Below are 16,410 nucleotides of genomic sequence, written 5' to 3'. Positions count from 1 at the left end.
CCGCTGGTGCAGACCTACCCTAGGGGGGTTACTGCTCGAGCGCCGCACTGATCGAGAAGGCGCCGCGGATGTCACCCTCGGCAAACCCGGTCGCCTGGTCGTCCGGGTAGAGGCGGTCGATCTCGGCCTTGAGCTTCGGGTCGACGTCCTGACCGTGGCAGGTCAGGCAGACGCCCTCGGTGGGAATCGCCTTCATGAAGCGCAGTTGCTGCTCGCCGTCGATCTCCTTGACCTCGTGCCAGGCGATCTCGGCGACTGGCGTCCCGTTGGCCTGGCGTGCCTCGAATTCCTCGAGCACCGCGCGCTCCCAGTCGGTGGGTGGCGTGGCGCGCGGCTTGAGGCTGGTGCGACGCAGGGTGTAACCGCTTTCCTGGCTCATGTCCGCGGCGATTTCCGGGGCGCGCTCGTTGCACACCTGCACGGCGGCCATGGGACCACCTTCCTTCATCGCGGCCTGCAGCTCGCCCTTGAGGGTCGTGCCGAACGCCTGCATGGTGGCCTTGTACTCCTGCAGTTGCGCCTGCACCGCCGGCGAGGGGGCTTCGCCCGCCTGCGCGGGGACGGTGATCAGAGAGAGCCCGGCGATGGTCAGCAGGGCGGGGGCGATTCGATTGGTTTTCGTCACGGGATGCTCCTTGCCGTTAATGAGGATAAGGGTTGGCTATCTAGGCAAACACGCAGCTTATAGTAGACCGTAGGGGTGGGTGCAAGGGGTGGAACCCATCCTGCCTGCCTCAAACAAAAAAACGCCGGCCTCCGGGGAGGTCGGCGCTTTTCGTGGTCAGTGAGTCGGTGCGGGTCAGAACGGGTTGTAGGACTGTTCCTGCGTGAACTGCGTGTAGCCCACGCCGGCCCCCAGTCGCAGGCCGACGCCGACGCGAATCGGGGCGACCACGATCGACTGGCTGCGCAGGTACTGCATGCCGACCCCGCCGACGACGAACGCCGAGCCGTTGACGCCGGCGAAGCGCTGGAAGATCAGGTCCGGGCGCGGCAGGTTGTAGACCAGCATGAACACCCGGCCCGCATCGCCACCGAAGTCCCAGCCGACCGACGGTCCCTGCCAGTAGACGGTCTGTTTCTCGCCGGACTTCGCCATGAACTCGCCCATGCCGTAGCGCAGGCCGACGACGATCGCGCCGCCGCCTTCCTCGCCCTTGATGATGGCGTTGGGACGGCCGTAGTCGGCAAAGGCGCGGTCGACCGCCCGGGCGATGCCCTCGGCCGAACCGCCCAGGAAGTCGACCGCCTCCTGGGTGGTCTCGTACTTGTCGTAGCCCTCGGTCTGATCGCTGGACTGGCTGCCCTGGTCGGCGCCGCCATCGCCGTTCTGGGTTGTCGGCGCGCTCGCGCAGCCGCTCAGGAACAGAGCGACGGCCAGGGCCGCGATCGGCCCCATCAGGCGCGAGCGCGGTGCCGACGGAAAGAGACGGGGAAAGGTGAGGAGAGTGCCTTGCATGTTTCGCATAATCCCTTGTTCAGAGTGAAACGGCATGTCGAACGATATTCCTTCATGCAGACCGGGGGGGCTCGCAAAAGTTGCGTGGTCGCCTCGATCCCGGGCCGACCCGGGCCGGTTGACAACCCGCTGTTTTGTCGCAAGCATACGCGCTTTGCCACGGGAAGGCCCGACGGCATCGCCCCTTGAGGCAACTTCTGCAACGGGATGACCGAATGAGTATCAAGTCCGATCGCTGGATCCGTCGCATGGCCGAGGAGCACGGCATGATCGAGCCGTTCGAGCCCGGTCAGGTGCGCAGCATGCCCGGCCCGGACGGCAAGGCCGAGCCGATGGTGTCCTACGGGACCTCGAGCTACGGCTACGACGTGCGTTGCTCGAACCACTTCAAGGTGTTCACCAACATCAACACCACCATCGTCGACCCCAAGGCCTTCGACGAGCGCAGCTTCGTCGACGTGCATTCCGACGTCTGCATCATCCCGCCCAATTCCTTTGCCCTGGCGCATACGGTCGAGTACTTCCGTATCCCGCGTAACGTGCTGACCATCTGCCTGGGCAAGTCGACCTACGCCCGCTGCGGGATCATCGTCAACGTCACCCCGCTCGAGCCGGAGTGGGAGGGCCACGTGACGCTGGAGTTCTCCAACACCACGCCCATCCCGGCGAAGATCTACGCCAACGAGGGTGTCGCGCAGATGCTGTTCCTCGAGTCCGACGAGGTCTGCGAGACCTCCTACAAGGACCGGGGCGGCAAGTACCAGGGGCAGCGCGGCGTGACCCTGCCGACCGCCTGATCGCCTCGAGCGCGCCACCGTCAACGCCCCCGGTGTGATGCCGGGGGCGTTTTTCGTCCTACCCCGCCGGTTCCTCGACGACGTTGAGTGCCAGCACCGGCCAGCCGCGCGCCTCGGCCTCGCGGCGCAGCACCGGGTCCGGGTCGACCGCCGCGGGATGGTCGACCTGCTCGAGCAGTGGCAGGTCGTTGCGCGAATCCGAGTAGAACCAGGTCTCCTCCGGGCGCACCTGCTGGGTCTCCAGCCATTCCTCGAGCGCGAGGATCTTGCCGTGCTGGAACGTCGGCGTGCCGGTGTAGCGACCCGTGTAGCGGCCATTACGGCGTTCGGGCTCGGTGGCCAGCAGGTGCGGGATGTCGAACAGCTCGGCGATCGGACCGGTGACGAAGGCGTTCGTCGCGGTGATCAGCATCAGGGTGTGCCCGCGGCGGCGATGGGATTCGACCAGCTCGCGCGCCGCCGGGGTGATCAGCGGGCGGATGTCCCTCTCGATGAACTCGGCCCGCCAGGCCTCCAGGTCCTCGGCCGGGTGCTCGGCCAGTGGTGCCAGCGCAAAGCGCAGGTAGGCGTCGATGTCGAGCGTGCCCTGCTGGTAGTGGCGCAGGAACTCGTCGTTGTGCCGCGCGTAGTCGTCGGCGTCGACAATGCCGTGTTCGGTCATGAAGGCACCCCAGGCGTGATCGGAATCACCGGCGAGCAGGGTGTTGTCGAGGTCGAAGATGGCGAGTTTCACGAAAGGCCTCCTGGCGGCAGGGCGCGGTGCGCCTGCCGTCATGATCGCGTTGCATCCCGGCCGTGGCCGGGTCGACGGGCGCGCATGATACCCCATCCCGTGTGGATCTTGGTCCGACGGGCGGCAAGGCGGTGCGGGGCCGGTCGAGCACGAGGGTTTCGGTCCGGCGAAAGGGCGCCGGCGCGGGGATCGGGAGGAGTGCCGCCGTCGCCGGGTGGCGGGGCGGACAGTCCCCCGGACTCGTCGTGACCCGCGCCTGCCTAGGCGCCCGGTCGCGTCGGTTTATCGCCCCGGGGTTTTGTGAAAGAATCAATGACACTTGGGTGACCGCGGACGGCCTCGTGCCGGCTCGGCGGTTTGCCCCTGCGGGGCCGCGCGCCCCGCCATTTCTGGCGACTGACTTTTGCAAGAGTGGAATCGTGATTGACCGTAGCGGCTTTCGACCCAATGTCGGGATCATCGTGTGCAACCAGCGAGGCGAGGTCTTCTGGGGCAAGCGGGTCGGGCATCGTTCCTGGCAGTTTCCGCAAGGCGGCATCAACGCCGAGGAGCGGCCGCTGGAGGCCATGTACCGTGAGCTGCGCGAGGAGGTGGGGCTGCTGCCCGAGCACGTCTCGGTGATGGCCTGGACCCGCGGCTGGCTCCGCTACCGCCTGCCGCGCAACATGGTGCGTCGTCACGTCCATCCCGTCTGCATCGGTCAGAAGCAGAAATGGTTCCTGCTGCGCCTGCGCACCGACGAGAGCGCCTTCGATCTCAATGCCTCCCACAAGCCCGAATTCGACGGCTGGGAATGGCGTCCGTTCTGGTCGATCCTGCCCGAAGTGATCTACTTCAAGCGCACCGTCTATTTCCAGGCGTTGCACCAGCTCGCCCCTTTCCTCGAGGGCGTGCCCGCCGAATGCCCGGACGAGTGCCTGCCCGAACAGCTCGAGCGGCGCATCGAGCAGGCGTCACCGGCCGGCTTGGCCGCGGCGGGGCATCGCGATGCTCGATGAACTCCGCCAGATCGTCACCGAGGTCTCGAAGTCGGCGGACCTGCGGGCGGCGCTCGACCTGATTGCCCGCCGGGTCCAGTCGGCGCTCGACGTCTCGGTCTGCTCGGTCTACGTGCTGGGCGGCGACGAGGCCGAGGCCGTCGAGCCCAGCCTGGTGCTGCAGGCGACCGAGGGCCTGAACAAGTCGATGGTCGGCCAGGTCTCGCTGGCCCTCGACGAGGGTCTGGTCGGCCTGGTCGCGCGCCGGGCGGAGGTGATCAACCTCGAGGACGCCTCGCTCCACCCGGCCTTCAAGTTCGTCACCGACATCGGCGAGGAGCCCTACCACGGCTTTCTGGGCGTGCCGATCATCCACCGCGGCGACGTGCTGGGCGTGCTGGTCGTCCAGGCCCGCGAGCGCCGCCGCTTCTCAGACGACCAGGAGTCCTTCGTGGTCACCTTGGCCACGCAGCTGGCCTCCGCCATCCGTCACGCCCGCGCCAGCGGCGAGCTGATGCGCACCGGCAACGAGCCGGGCGGCTTCGATTCGGCGTTCTCCGCCCGCGGCCTACCGGGCTCGCCGGGCGTGGTCTTCGGCACCGCGGTGGTGGTCGCCGACGGCCAGTCGCTGGAGATGGTCGAGGATCGCGAGGTCGACGACATCGACCACGAGTTGGGCGTGCTCGACAGCGCCATCGAGGCGGTCCGCCAGGAATTCGAGCAACTCAAGATCGATTTTGCGCGGGCCTCCGGTAGCGAGGAGGAGAACCTGCTGTTCGATGCCTACATCCGCATGCTCTCGGGTGGCTCGCTGGTCGAGGCGATCGAGCAGCACATCCGCGCGGGCCAGTGGGCCGGGGCCGCGTTGCGCGATGCGATCGCCGAGCACGCGGCGGTGTTCGAGCAGATGAGCGATGCCTACCTGCGTGAACGGGCCCAGGACATCCGCGATCTGGGCAACCGGGTGCTGCACAAGCTGCACGCCGAGAGTGCCGGGCCGACCGAGTGGCCGGATCAGATCGTGCTGGTGGGCAATGACCTGTCCGCCTCGCACCTGGCCGAGGTGCCCACCGAGCGGCTGGTCGGCATCGTCTCCTCGACCGGCTCGGGCTCCTCGCATCTCGCGATCCTCGCCCGCGCACTGGGTGTGCCGGCGGCGATGGGTGTGTCCGACCTGCCAATTTCCCGGCTGCGCAACAAGGAGGTGGTGGTCGACGGCTATCGCGGCCTGGTCGTGGTCCGTCCGCGCGGCTCGCTCCGTGAGGAGATGCAGCGGCTGGCCCGCGAGGAGGCGGAGCTGACCGAAGAGCTCGCCGCCCTGCGCGACGAGCCGGCACTGACCTCCGACGGCGTGCGTGTCGCCATGCACGTCAACATCGGCCTGCTCTCGGACATGGCGCCGTCGCTGACCGTCGGTGCCGAGGGCATCGGCCTGTACCGCACCGAGGTGCCGTTCCAGATCCGCAAGCAGTTCCCCGGCGAGGAGGAGCAGGCGCATATCTACCGCGAGGCGCTCGAGACCTTCGCCGGCAAGCCCGTGGTGCTACGCACGCTGGATGTGGGTGGCGACAAGCCGCTGTCGTATTTCCCCATCCGCGAGGACAACCCGTTCCTCGGCTGGCGTGGCATCCGGCTGGTGCTGGACCACCCGGAGATCTTCCTCACCCAGATCCGGGCGATGCTCAAGGCCTCGGCGGGCCTGAACAATTTGCATATCCTGCTGCCGATGATCTCGGCGGTCGACGAGCTCGACCAGTCGCTGGCCTACATCGCCCAGGCGTTCGACGAGGTGTCCGAGGAGGTCGGCGAGATCCAGCGGCCCAAGATCGGGGTGATGATCGAGGTGCCCTCGGCGGTCTACCAGGCCGACGCGCTGGCCAGCCGCTGCGACTTCCTCTCCATCGGCACCAACGATCTGACCCAGTACCTGCTCGCGATCGACCGTAACAACGAGCGGGTCGCCTCGCGCTACGACGCCCTGCATCCGGCGGTGCTCGCCGCGATCCGTGACGTCTGCTCCGCTGGCGCGCGCCAGGACTGCGAAGTGGCCGTTTGCGGCGAGCTTTCCGGCGACCCGCTTGGGGCCGTGTTGCTACTGGGGATGGGCATCCATTCGCTGTCGATGAGCGCCGGGTCGCTGCCGCGGATCAAGTGGGTGATCCGCAGCTTCTCGCACGCCGATGCCCAGGCGTTGCTCGAGGAGGCCATGCGCTGCGAACGGCCCGCCGAGATTCGCACCCTGCTGAACCAGGCGCTGGAGGATCGCGGCCTGGGCGGCCTGATCCGCGCGGGGCGTCACTGACCGCCGATCCGGGGAGATCGGTTCGGAGCTTCCCGGGGGCAATTGACTTGGCCCCGGTCGATGCCTATCATGGCGCACCTTCGTCACCGGCACGGGCCGAAACCGCTCCGGCGGACGAGGCGCGTTTGCGCGATGACGGCGAACGGAGTGTAGCGCAGTCTGGTAGCGCACCTGGTTTGGGACCAGGTGGTCGGGGGTTCGAATCCCTCCACTCCGACCAGTGAATTAGCCGAAACTTGCGCCTGTAGCTCAACCGGATAGAGCATCGGCCTTCTAAGCCGAGGGTTGCGGGTTCGAGTCCTGCCGGGCGCGCCATAAGCGCACCAGGATGAACGGTGAAAACCTTTCGATGGTGACTGTAGCTCAGTTGGTAGAGCCCCGGATTGTGATTCCGGTGGTCGTGGGTTCGAATCCCATCAGTCACCCCACCATAGCGTTGGAAAAGCCCGCCTCTCACGGCGGGCTTTTTCGTGTCCGGCGGCGTTGCGACTCACTCCTGGTCCCGATTGCGGTCGCGTTCATCCACCCGTTCGCGGGCGCGACGCAGTACCTCCTCATGGCGGTCGTTGACGTAGAGCGCGTAGCTGAGCACCTCGGCCACCGCCCGGAACAGGGCTTCGGGGATGCGGTCGCCCAGATCGATCTCCGCCAGGGCCCGAGCGAGCATCGGGTCTTCCACCGCCGGGACGTCGTTCTCGCGGGCCACCTCGATAATGCGACGGGCCAGCTCGTCCTGTCCGGTAGCCACCACCTGCGGCACGTCCGTGCCGTCGTAGGCCAGCGCGATGGCGCGCCGCGGTTTCGACTGGGTATGGCGCGTCTCGTCGCGTTCCATCATGCCTGCTCACTCAGAAAGCCACGGGGTGCGGACGAGCCCGCCGCCCCGCTCGTGTCGGGTTCGAGCCGTGCCCGCGCGCTTGCCGGGGGCGGGCCGGGGTAGGCGCCGAGGCGCCCGGGCGTGAGGCCGGAATCGGACAACGCTTTGGCCAGCGTCGGGCGCGTGCTCTCGAGCAGGCTGACCGTCTCCGGTTGATCGGCGAACAAGTCGACGTCGATCTGCTCGCCCTGCATCACCAGCGCGGCATGTAGCGGGCCCAGCCGGGGCCATTCCATCGCCAGATCGATTCGCCAACGGCCACCGCCGTCACGCGCCTCGCCCGACTCGTCTTCCTCGCGTATCCCCAGGCGCAGCGTGTGGGCCTCGTTGGCCAACTGCAGCGGGATTTCCAGCAACCAGGTCGGCTGGTTGGGGCCGGTTTGCGTCCCGGCCGCCGCACCGGCCGCCCCCTGGGAGAGGGCGGTCGCCAGCTGGCTGCGCTCGACCTGGTCGCCGATCCGCTGCATGAACTCGAGGGTGGCCTGGCGCGCGGCCGGGTCACGCGGGGCGAGGTCGGGCTGGGCGCGCAGGCTGCGGGCGGCCTGTTGCAACAGGCTGCCGAGCGGGGTATCCGTCAGCCCCTGACCGGCGGGTGCCGGTATCGGGCCGCCGACCCCGGCCAGCGGGTTGGGTGATCGGGCGGGGTTGTCCGCCGTGGCAAGCCAGCCGGCCACCAGCCCCTGGATCAGGCGCGGCTCGCGTAGCGCCGAGAGCAGGGGCAAGAGGCCATTGAGGCCGGGCGGGACCGTCTGGGCCGTGGGCGACGCGACGGCCGGTGTCGCCAAGGCGGCGTTGGCCTGTCCCGCGGCACCGGGCCCCGTGGTCGTTGTCCCGCTGGTCACGCCCTGGTTGAGCGCGGCCCGCAGCATCGATTCCGTGGCCGCAGCAACGCCCCCGGGGCGGGTGGCCTGCAGGATCGCCGCCGGTATCGAGGTGGTTGCCCCACCCGCGGTGCCGGTTGCCTGGGGCGGTGACGGGGTGGCCGGCGTCGCCGGTGTCGCGGCATTGCCGGTGATTCCCCGGGCCGTCCCCGCCGCGGGCGAGGCCTGGGGGCTGGGCGGTGGGTTGGTCTGTGCCTGGGTGATTTGCGCCTGGGTGGATTGTGCCCGCGTGAATTGTGTTTGGGCGGTTTGCGCCTGGGCCGGGTTGGCAGCCACGGATGCCGGGGTCGGTGTCGGGGTGGTGGGTGCGGAGGTGCCGGTGGTGTTGCCGGCGCCTGTTGTGCCCACCCGCGCCAGGGCCTGGAGCAGGTTGCGGGTCAGCTGGGCCTGGTCGAGCTGACGGGGGTCCGGCGGCGGGCCGAGCGGGCGCAGGTGAACCTGTTCGCCCAATCGGGTGACCTCCAGGTCGATCGCCTGGCCTGCCTTGAGCGGGTGCTGGGTGGTGACCTGCAACTGGCCGCCGGCCACCGACAGGGTCGCGCGCTCACCCGGCCGGGCATCCGACAGCGAGATGGCGGCGAGGCGCTGCCCGGTCTGCAGGCGCAGGACCTGTCCCGCGGGGGTGGTCTGACCGGGCTGTTCGACCTTGAGAATCTTCATGCAGGCTCCGGTCGGGGGCGGTTACCGTCGATGGTAGGGCGCGCCGGTGTCGCTCACAAGCCACAGGGGGATTCACGGAATTTCCCTCTGAGTGACAATGTTTTGACATGCCATCAGGGTCACGCTAGTTTTCTCGGGAACTTTTGCACTCCGTGATTGTCATGGCTGCCCGCTCGAGGGTGAGGCAGGCCGCGACGGGCGGATTGCGACAGTTTGCTCGGAACACGCACGAAGAGCCAACAAAAAACAACAAGAACGGCGGCGCCAACGACCGCCGAGCACCCAGGAGATGAGCATGCCGCGGCCTCAACCCCTTTGCTGGATCGACAGCAAGGCGCCGGAGGCGTCGTTGCTGAACGAGCAACTGACGCTGCTCGGTTTCGACACCTGCGTCGGCCCCGACCCGGCGTGGAGCGACGGGCCGCTGTGTCGACTGACCTTCGCGGCCGACGGCGTGGCGAACGACGACAAGGTCGAGTGTGCCCCCTGGGTGGTCCTGGGCGAGCTCGACGGCACCCCGACGCGTCCGCCGCAGGCCCAGCTGCCCTGGCCGGTGCCGCTGGACACGTTGCAGGCCGTGCTCGCGCCGATGAAGAGCCGCTGGCACGGCGAGCGGCTTCGCCAGGAGAACCGGGGGCTGATCGGCAGCAGCCCGGCACTCGAGGGGGTGCGTCACGAGGTGGCCCAGGTGGCACCGACGGATGCCACCGTGCTGATCCTCGGCGAGACCGGTACCGGCAAGGAAGTGGTCGCCCGCATGATCCACATGCTCTCCGAGCGCGCCGACAAGCCCTTCGTGCCGGTCAACTGCGGCGCGATCCCAGGCGAGCTGCTCGAGTCCGAGCTGTTCGGCCACGAGAAGGGCGCCTTCACCGGGGCGATCACCCAGCGCAAGGGGCGCTTCGAGCTGGCCCAGGGCGGCACCATCTTCCTCGACGAGATCGGCGACATGCCGTTTTCCATGCAGGTCAAGATCCTGCGTGTGCTCCAGGAGCGCAAGTTCGAGCGGGTCGGTGGCAGCACCTCGTTCGATGCCGACGTGCGGATCGTGGCCGCAACGCACCGCGACCTGCTCTCCATGGTCGACGACGGCAAGTTCCGCCAGGATCTCTATTACCGTCTCAACGTCTTCCCGATCCAGACCCAGCCGCTGCGCGCCCTGCGCGACGACCTGCCCGAGATCGCCAACGCCCTGGTCGAACGGCTGAATCGCGACGGGCGCCCGGCGCCGGAACTGACCGACGCGGTGGTCTCGGTGCTCAAGCAGCACGACTGGCCCGGCAACGTCCGCGAGCTGGCCAACGTGCTCGAGCGCATCGGCATCCTCGCCGCGGACCGTCCGGCACGCGTGGCGGATCTGCCCGCCCACCTGCAGCACCTCGGCCCGGCCGAGCCGGAACCGACCCCCGTCGCTCGGCAGGAGGCCGCCCAACCGGTCGATCCGCAGGCCGATCGTCAGACCGATTACCGGACCACCGAGCGTCTCGACCCGGATCCGCGAAGCATCTGGTCGCTGACCGAGAACATCGGCCCGCGTCTGCCGCTCACCCCGGAGGAGGTCGAGGATTGCGACCTGACCCTGCCGGAAGACGGCATCTCGCTGAAATCGCAGCTCGAGGCGATCGAGCAGGCCTGGATCCAGGCCGCCCTGGCGCAGGCCGATGCCGTGGTCGCCCGGGCCGCGCGCCTGCTGGGTATCCGGCGGACCACCCTGGTCGAGAAGATGCGCAAGTACCAGATCGGCTGAGCCGCGACCGGTCGATCCCCTCGCCCTTTTGGCACACCTCGTGCAAGTGACTGCGCAAGTCAATCCGCGACAGTCAACGAGGTGGGTCAATGAGCGGCAACGACATGTCCGTCGACCAGATCCTTTCCCAGATGCAGCAGCTGCGTACCCAGGCCACCCAGCGCCCGGCCGGCCCGGAGGCCGTCAATCCGGCGGCGCAGGGCGTCAATGAGGTCGAACGCAGCAATTTCGCCGATGCCCTGACCCAGGCCGTCGGCCAGGTCAACGAGCTGCAGCAAACCACGGGCGATCTCAAAAACCGGCTGCAGGCGGGTGACGACCAGGTGACGCTCACCGAGGTCATGCTTGCCTCGCAACGATCTTCCGTGGCCTTCGAGGCGACCCTGCAGGTGCGCAATCGACTGGTTCAGGCCTACGAGAAGGTCATGAACATGCCGCTCTGATGCCTCGTTCTATCCCGTCACCCGTATTCTCCTGATTCGGACATAACGTCATGGCCCAAGGTTCTGCTATCACCACCACCCCGACCGGCAGCGGCGAGAGCCCGCGCTGGATCCGGCAGATGGATGCGTTCACGCAGTCGTCAAGTTTCCGACAGTTGCTGCTGCTGATCGCGTTGGCGGCGGTGATCTCCTTCATGGTCGGCTTCTTCCTCTGGGGCAGCGGCAAGTCGATGGTGCCGCTGTACCAGTCGCTGGACGCGCAGTCCTCCGCCGAGGTGGTCGAGGCGCTCAAGACCGCGGGCGAGCCCTACGAGCTGGCCGCCGACGGCACGGTGATGGTGGGCGCCGATCGCCTGCCGGAGATCCGCATGCTGATGGCCCAGCAGGGGTTGCCGGGCGGTGATGGCGTCGGGCTGGAGATGCTCAATCAGGACCAGTCGCTCGGCACCAGTCAGTTCATCGAGCAGGCGCGCTACCGCCGCGCGATCGAGACCGAGCTGGCCCGCTCGATCCAGACGATCGGCGCGATCCGCGCTGCGCGGGTGCACATCGCCCAGCCGGAGAAGTCGGTGTTCGTGCGCGACCGCAAGACGCCCACCGCCTCGGTCGTGGTCGACATCAAGGGCGGCAGCACGCTCAGCCGAGGCCAGGTCAACGGCATCGTTCACCTGGTGGCGTCCAGCATCAACGACCTCTCGCCCGAGAACGTCAGCGTGGTCGACCAGGGCGGCAACCTGCTGACCAATACCGGCGACGATGCCGCCGGCATGGGGCTGACCAGCCGCCAGTTCCAGTACCGTCAGAATCTTGAACAGGCCTACGCGCGGCGGATCGAGTCGCTGCTCGCCCCGATCGTGGGCTCGGATCGCGTCCGTGCGCAGGTCTCCGCCGAGATCGACTTCTCCCGGCGCGAGGGCACCAGCCAGACCTACGGGCCGGGCGAGGGCGTTCTCCTGAGCGAGCAGGTCAACGAGACCGTCCGCTCGCTGGGGGGAGGTGACGGCGTGGTCGGCATGCCGGGGGCGATCGCCAACCAGCCGCCGGGTGGCGGCGAGGTCAACCCGGACGGTGGCGAGGGTGGCCTGGTGCCGCCGCAGGATCTCACCGTCGAGGAATTCCAGACCCTGGTGCAGACGCCGATCGACAGCGACCGTAACGAGACGCGCAACTACAACGTCGATCGCAACATCGAGCACACCCAGTTCGCCAGCGGCCAGATTGAAAAGCTCAGTGTCGCGGTCCTGCTCGACGAGAACGCAACCAGCGGCGAGGCGCCGGCCGATGCCGAGGACGAGGCCGCCGCGGAGGCGGCCGCCCAGGCCCGCACCGAGCGCCTGGAGAAGATGCGCGCGCTGGTGGCCCAGTCGGTGGGTATCGACGAGGCGCGTGGCGACCAGGTCACGCTGAGCACCTTCCCGTTCGTCGATCAGGACATCGAGCCGGTGACCGCGCCGGTCTGGGAACAGGGCTGGTTCTGGGCGACCCTGAAGAACGCCGGCATCGGTCTGGCCATGCTGCTGGTCTTCCTGCTGGTTGCCCGACCGCTGTTGAAGATGCTGGCCGAGAGCCGTCGCGAACGGGTGGCTACCTCGACCGAGCTCACCGACCAGTCCGGACAGCAGGGGCCGCAGTACACTATGCCGACGCAGTATCCGGACGAGCGCCGCGCGCAGCCCGAGGGCGAGGACTACGACGAGGATGATCTCTCCAACGTGCCCGAGCTGATCGGCAACGCCAGCTACACCGACAAGCTGCGCCAGCTGCGCAAGAGCGTCAACCACGATCCCAAGGCGGTCGCTGCCGTGATCAAGCAGTGGACCCACGAGGAGAACTGATTTCCCATGGCCCAGGCACCCGACACCAACCTCCCGCAGGAAAGCCCGCTCTCCGGCCTGAAAGGCCCGGAAAAGGCGGCCATCCTGATGATGGCGCTGGGCGAGGAATCCGCGGCGCACGTCTTCGGTCACCTCGACCCGCGTGAGGTGCAGAAGATCGGCCAGGCGATGGCCGTTCTCAAGAACGTCACCCGCCCGCAGATCCAGGCCGCCCTGGACGAATTCTCCGACGATCTCGAGAACCAGACCGGTCTCGCGCTGGGCTCGAACGACTACATCCGCAACGTGCTGACCCGGGCGCTGGGCGAGGACAAGGCCGCCGGCCTGCTCGAGCGGATCTCCTCGCAGGGCAACCGCCGCAACCTCGAGTTCCTCAAGTGGATGGACGCGCGCTCGATCGCCGAGATCATCCGCTACGAGCACCCGCAGATCATCGCCATCGTGCTCTCGCACCTGGAAAGCGACCAGGCCGCGGAGATCCTGCAGATGCTGCCGGAGAACACCCGGACCGACATCGTGCTGCGGATCGCGCACCTCGAAGGCGTCTCGCCGCAGGCCCTCGAAGAGCTCGACGACATCATGGAGCGTCAGGCGTCCGGCACCCAGGGTGGCAAGTCCTCCAAGGTCGGCGGCGTGAAGATCGCCGCCGGCATCATGAACTTCCTCGAGTCCAACGTGGAAGAAGAGCTGATGGGCCGGGTCAAGGAGACCGACGAGGACCTGGGTACCCAGATCGAGGACCTGATGTTCGTCTTCGCCAACCTGGTCGACGTCGAGGACCGCAGCCTGCAGATCCTGCTGCGCGAGGTACCGGCCGACAAGCTGCTGCTGGCGATGAAGGGTGCCGACTCCGAGCTCAAGGAGAAGATCTTCCACAACATGTCCCGTCGCGCCGCCGAGATGATGCGCGACGATCTCGAGACCCTGGGCCCGACACGCCTGGCCGACGTGGAGGCCGCGCAGAAGGAAATCCTGCAGGTTGCCCGTCAGCTTTCCGACGAGGGCAAGATCGCCCTGGGTGGCGGAGGTGGCGATGAGTTCATCTGACGACGCCCCGACCCTGACTCGCCCGCTCGAGGCCACCGACTGGCAGGAGCTGGTGGATGCCTGGGAGCTGCCGGATTTCAGCGCCGAGCCGGTCGAGGAGGCGGGCGACGAGGTCGATCCGGCCACCGCCGAGGAACTGGCCGAGGCGCGAGCCGAGGCCGAGAAACGCGGTTACGAGGCTGGCCTGAAGAAGGGACACGATGCCGGCTACCAGGAGGGCATGGCCGCCGCGCGTGAAGAGATCCAGGCAATCGAGAACCGCCTGCGCGGCTGGCTCTCGCACCTGGAGCGGCCGCTGGCCTTGCTCGACGACGAGGTCACCGAACAGCTCACGGCCCTGGCGACCCAGATCGCCCGGGTGATGGTGGCCCGCGAGGTCCAGGCCGACAACAGTGGCCTGCCGTCGATCGCCCGCGAGGCCCTGGCGGCCCTGCCGGTATCGGTCCGCTCGGTGACCCTGCGCTGCGCACCCGCCGACGAGGCGTCCCTGCGCGAGCTGATCGACGATGCGCGTTTCGAGCGCCTCGATCTGCGCGCCGATGCCACCGTCAGTGCCGGCGGGGTGATCGTCGAGTCGGGCGATGCCCGGGTGGATGCCAGCCTGGCCAATCGCTGGGCGGCCACGCTCGATCACCTGATCGGTCGGGTCTACCCCGGCCCGGACCAGCCCGTCCCGGAAACGGCCGCCACCCCATCGGGGTCGGCTCAATCCGACGAACCGGCCGAGGCCCCGGCACAACCCAACGAGACCTCGTCGGATGGGCCGGATGCCGATCCGGGTACCGATCACGACTCGGCACCCGCGAGCGATGCCCCGCGATCGGAGGAGCGCGACGATGACTGATCCCGGACTGCGCGATCCCAGTGCCGATGTCTCGCTGAACTGGGCGCGACGCCTGATGGGGACGACCGCGCGGGTGGATGCCCCGGCGGCGGCCTCCGAGGGGCGAATCGTGCGCGTGGTGGGCCTCGCGCTGGAGGCCCGCGGTCTCTCGGCGCTGATCGGCGATCAATGCGAGGTGACCGACCCGCAGGGGCGGCGCTTCGAGGCCGAGGTGGTGGGCTTTGCCGAGGAGGCGACCTACCTGATGCCGCTGGAGACCACCCAGGGCGTCGGTCCGGGCTGCCGGGTCAAGAACCTCGGCGCGGCCAGCCGCGTGCCGATGGGCGAACAACTGCTCGGCCGGGTGCTCGACGCCCGTGGCCGGCCGATCGACGACGGCGAGCGGTTGACCGGGGATGCCTCGGTCAACCTGCATGGCCGGCCGATCAACCCCTTGAAGCGCCGCGAGATCACCGAGCCGCTGGACGTCGGCGTGCGAGCGATCAATGCCCTGATGACGGTCGGCCGCGGCCAGCGCATGGGCATCTTCGCGGGCTCCGGTGTGGGCAAGAGTGTGCTGCTCGGCATGATGACCCGCTACACCCGCGCGCAGATCATCGTGGTCGGTCTGGTGGGCGAGCGGGGCCGCGAGGTCGCCGAGTTCGTCAGCGAGATCCTCGACGACGAGGCGCGCGAGCGTGCGGTCGTGGTGGCCGCGCCCGCCGACAGCTCGGCCTTGATGCGTTTGCACGGCGCGAACCTGGCCAGCTCGATCGCCGAGCATTTCCGCGACCAGGGTTTCGACGTGTTGCTCTTGATGGATTCGCTGACCCGCTACGCGCAGGCCCAGCGGGAGATCGGTCTCGCGATCGGCGAGCCGCCGGCGACCAAGGGCTATCCGCCCTCGGTGTTCGCGCACCTGCCCAAGCTGGTCGAGCGTGCCGGCAACAGCGAGAACCGTCAGGGCAGTCTCACCGCCTTTTACACCGTGCTCGTCGAGGGTGACGACCTGAACGACCCGGTGGCCGATGCCGCGCGGGCGATCCTCGATGGGCACATCGTGCTCTCGCGCGAGATCGCCGAGCGCGGTCGGTTCCCGGCGATCGACGTCGAGGCCTCGATCTCCCGGCTGATGCCCAAGCTGGTCGACCCGGATCATCTATCCTTGATGCGGCGATTCAAGGAGTTGGCGGCGACCTATCGCGAGAACCGCGACCTGATCGCCGTGGGGGCCTATCGCCGTGGCCAGGACGCACGCCTCGACCGGGTGATCGACATCCAGCCCGACCTCGAGGCCTTCCTGTCGCAGTCGATGAACGAGCCGGCCGACATGCCTTCGAGCATCGACGCACTGGTCGACCTGCTGCATTCGGATTGACGGGGTGAGCGAGCATGAGTGACACGCAACGTCTGAAATCCCTCGGCAATGCCGGGCGGGTGATGGGCCACCAGGCCGATCTCGCCAGCCGTCGCCGTCGTGAGGTGCAGCGGGAGCTTGACGCCCAGCGCCAGCGGCTGGCCGACCTCGAGGGCTACTTCACCGAATACACCAACAACCTGGGGTTTGCCGCCGAGGGGCGCAATCGCGCCTTCGCGCTGCAGAACTACCGGCAGTTCATGGCCCGGATCGAGGAAACCATCGAGCATCAGCGCAAGGTGGTCCGCGACCTGGAAGAACAACTGAGCCAGCGGTCCAATGATGCCCGCGAGGCGCATGCGCGCAACGAGTCGGTCGACCGTCTGAGCCAGCGCTATCGTGATTCGATCCGGCGCCGTGCCGATCGGGCCGAGCAGCAGGTAATGGATCAGCATGGCGCGGCCAAGGCCGC

Annotated in this window: 15 protein-coding genes and 3 tRNA genes; 13 read left to right on the top strand and 5 right to left on the bottom strand. The window is 68.1% G+C overall.

The window, feature by feature from the left end; all coding sequences use genetic code 11:
- Positions 1–28 precede the first annotated feature (28 nt).
- A complete protein-coding gene (locus tag FAZ79_RS02825) occupies positions 29–625 on the bottom strand; it encodes a DUF3365 domain-containing protein (protein ID WP_247709475.1) in 597 nt (198 codons plus the stop codon).
- A gap of 174 nt (positions 626–799) precedes the next feature.
- Positions 800–1,459 (bottom strand): EipA family protein, encoded by a 660-nt coding sequence (locus tag FAZ79_RS02820; protein ID WP_247709474.1) that lies wholly within the window; start codon positions 1,457–1,459, stop codon positions 800–802.
- Between the two features lie 215 nt (positions 1,460–1,674).
- Here FAZ79_RS02820 and dcd point away from each other — a divergent pair, with 215 nt between their 5' ends.
- Complete coding sequence (gene dcd / locus FAZ79_RS02815) at positions 1,675–2,256, top strand: dCTP deaminase (RefSeq protein ID WP_136866397.1); 582 nt, start codon at positions 1,675–1,677, stop codon at positions 2,254–2,256.
- A 58-nt stretch (positions 2,257–2,314) separates the two neighbouring features.
- Here dcd and FAZ79_RS02810 read toward each other — a convergent pair whose 3' ends face one another.
- On the bottom strand, positions 2,315–2,989 hold the full coding sequence (locus FAZ79_RS02810; RefSeq protein WP_136866396.1) for an HAD family hydrolase: 675 nt from the start codon (positions 2,987–2,989) through the stop codon (positions 2,315–2,317).
- A 419-nt stretch (positions 2,990–3,408) separates the two neighbouring features.
- On the opposite strand from FAZ79_RS02810, the gene FAZ79_RS02805 reads away from it, so the two are divergent.
- The 5 genes from FAZ79_RS02805 to FAZ79_RS02785 all read left to right on the top strand — a co-directional run bounded on the left by FAZ79_RS02805 (position 3,409) and on the right by FAZ79_RS02785 (position 6,696).
- Complete coding sequence (locus tag FAZ79_RS02805) at positions 3,409–3,987, top strand: RNA pyrophosphohydrolase (protein ID WP_136866395.1); 579 nt, start codon at positions 3,409–3,411, stop codon at positions 3,985–3,987.
- Complete coding sequence (ptsP, locus tag FAZ79_RS02800; RefSeq protein WP_136866394.1) at positions 3,977–6,268, top strand: phosphoenolpyruvate--protein phosphotransferase; 2,292 nt, start codon at positions 3,977–3,979, stop codon at positions 6,266–6,268. The genes FAZ79_RS02805 and ptsP overlap by 11 nt, the downstream gene beginning before the upstream one ends.
- Positions 6,269–6,411: 143 nt before the next feature.
- Positions 6,412–6,488, top strand: a tRNA-Pro gene (locus tag FAZ79_RS02795).
- Positions 6,489–6,506: 18 nt separating this feature from the next.
- A tRNA-Arg gene (locus tag FAZ79_RS02790) sits at positions 6,507–6,583 on the top strand.
- A gap of 37 nt (positions 6,584–6,620) precedes the next feature.
- A tRNA-His gene (locus FAZ79_RS02785) sits at positions 6,621–6,696 on the top strand.
- A 62-nt stretch (positions 6,697–6,758) separates the two neighbouring features.
- On the opposite strand, the gene FAZ79_RS02780 is transcribed toward FAZ79_RS02785, so the two are convergent.
- Together FAZ79_RS02780 and FAZ79_RS02775 are read right to left on the bottom strand one after the other, a co-directional pair.
- Positions 6,759–7,106 carry an EscU/YscU/HrcU family type III secretion system export apparatus switch protein gene (locus tag FAZ79_RS02780; protein ID WP_136866393.1) on the bottom strand — a complete coding sequence of 116 codons (348 nt, stop codon included), beginning with the start codon at positions 7,104–7,106 and terminating at the stop codon, positions 6,759–6,761.
- The gene (locus FAZ79_RS02775) at positions 7,103–8,686 is read right to left on the bottom strand and encodes a flagellar hook-length control protein FliK (protein ID WP_136866392.1); all 1,584 of its coding nucleotides are present in this window, start codon (positions 8,684–8,686) and stop codon (positions 7,103–7,105) included. The genes FAZ79_RS02780 and FAZ79_RS02775 overlap by 4 nt, the downstream gene beginning before the upstream one ends.
- 295 nt (positions 8,687–8,981) lie before the next feature.
- Here FAZ79_RS02775 and FAZ79_RS11805 point away from each other — a divergent pair, with 295 nt between their 5' ends.
- The 7 genes from FAZ79_RS11805 to fliJ form a co-directional block, all read left to right on the top strand.
- Complete coding sequence (locus tag FAZ79_RS11805; protein ID WP_282097224.1) at positions 8,982–10,433, top strand: sigma-54 dependent transcriptional regulator; 1,452 nt, start codon at positions 8,982–8,984, stop codon at positions 10,431–10,433.
- 89 nt (positions 10,434–10,522) lie between these two features.
- A complete protein-coding gene (gene fliE / locus FAZ79_RS02765; RefSeq protein ID WP_197039112.1) occupies positions 10,523–10,876 on the top strand; it encodes a flagellar hook-basal body complex protein FliE in 354 nt (117 codons plus the stop codon).
- 50 nt (positions 10,877–10,926) lie between these two features.
- Complete coding sequence (gene fliF / locus FAZ79_RS02760) at positions 10,927–12,711, top strand: flagellar basal-body MS-ring/collar protein FliF (RefSeq protein ID WP_136866390.1); 1,785 nt, start codon at positions 10,927–10,929, stop codon at positions 12,709–12,711.
- Positions 12,712–12,717: 6 nt separating this feature from the next.
- On the top strand, positions 12,718–13,758 hold the full coding sequence (gene fliG / locus FAZ79_RS02755; RefSeq protein WP_136866389.1) for a flagellar motor switch protein FliG: 1,041 nt from the start codon (positions 12,718–12,720) through the stop codon (positions 13,756–13,758).
- A complete protein-coding gene (locus FAZ79_RS02750; RefSeq protein WP_136866388.1) occupies positions 13,745–14,602 on the top strand; it encodes a FliH/SctL family protein in 858 nt (285 codons plus the stop codon). Before fliG ends, FAZ79_RS02750 begins: the two co-directional genes overlap by 14 nt.
- Positions 14,603–14,657: 55 nt before the next feature.
- Complete coding sequence (gene fliI / locus FAZ79_RS02745) at positions 14,658–15,959, top strand: flagellar protein export ATPase FliI (RefSeq protein WP_136866548.1); 1,302 nt, start codon at positions 14,658–14,660, stop codon at positions 15,957–15,959.
- Positions 15,960–15,973: 14 nt separating this feature from the next.
- On the top strand, positions 15,974–16,410 hold a 437-nt coding region (fliJ, locus tag FAZ79_RS02740; RefSeq protein WP_136866547.1), incomplete at its 3' end, for a flagellar export protein FliJ.

The organism is Guyparkeria sp. SB14A, from assembly GCF_005096345.1.
Lineage (GTDB): Bacteria > Pseudomonadota > Gammaproteobacteria > Halothiobacillales > Halothiobacillaceae > Guyparkeria > Guyparkeria hydrothermalis.
This window is presented reverse-complemented; position numbering and strand designations above follow the sequence as displayed.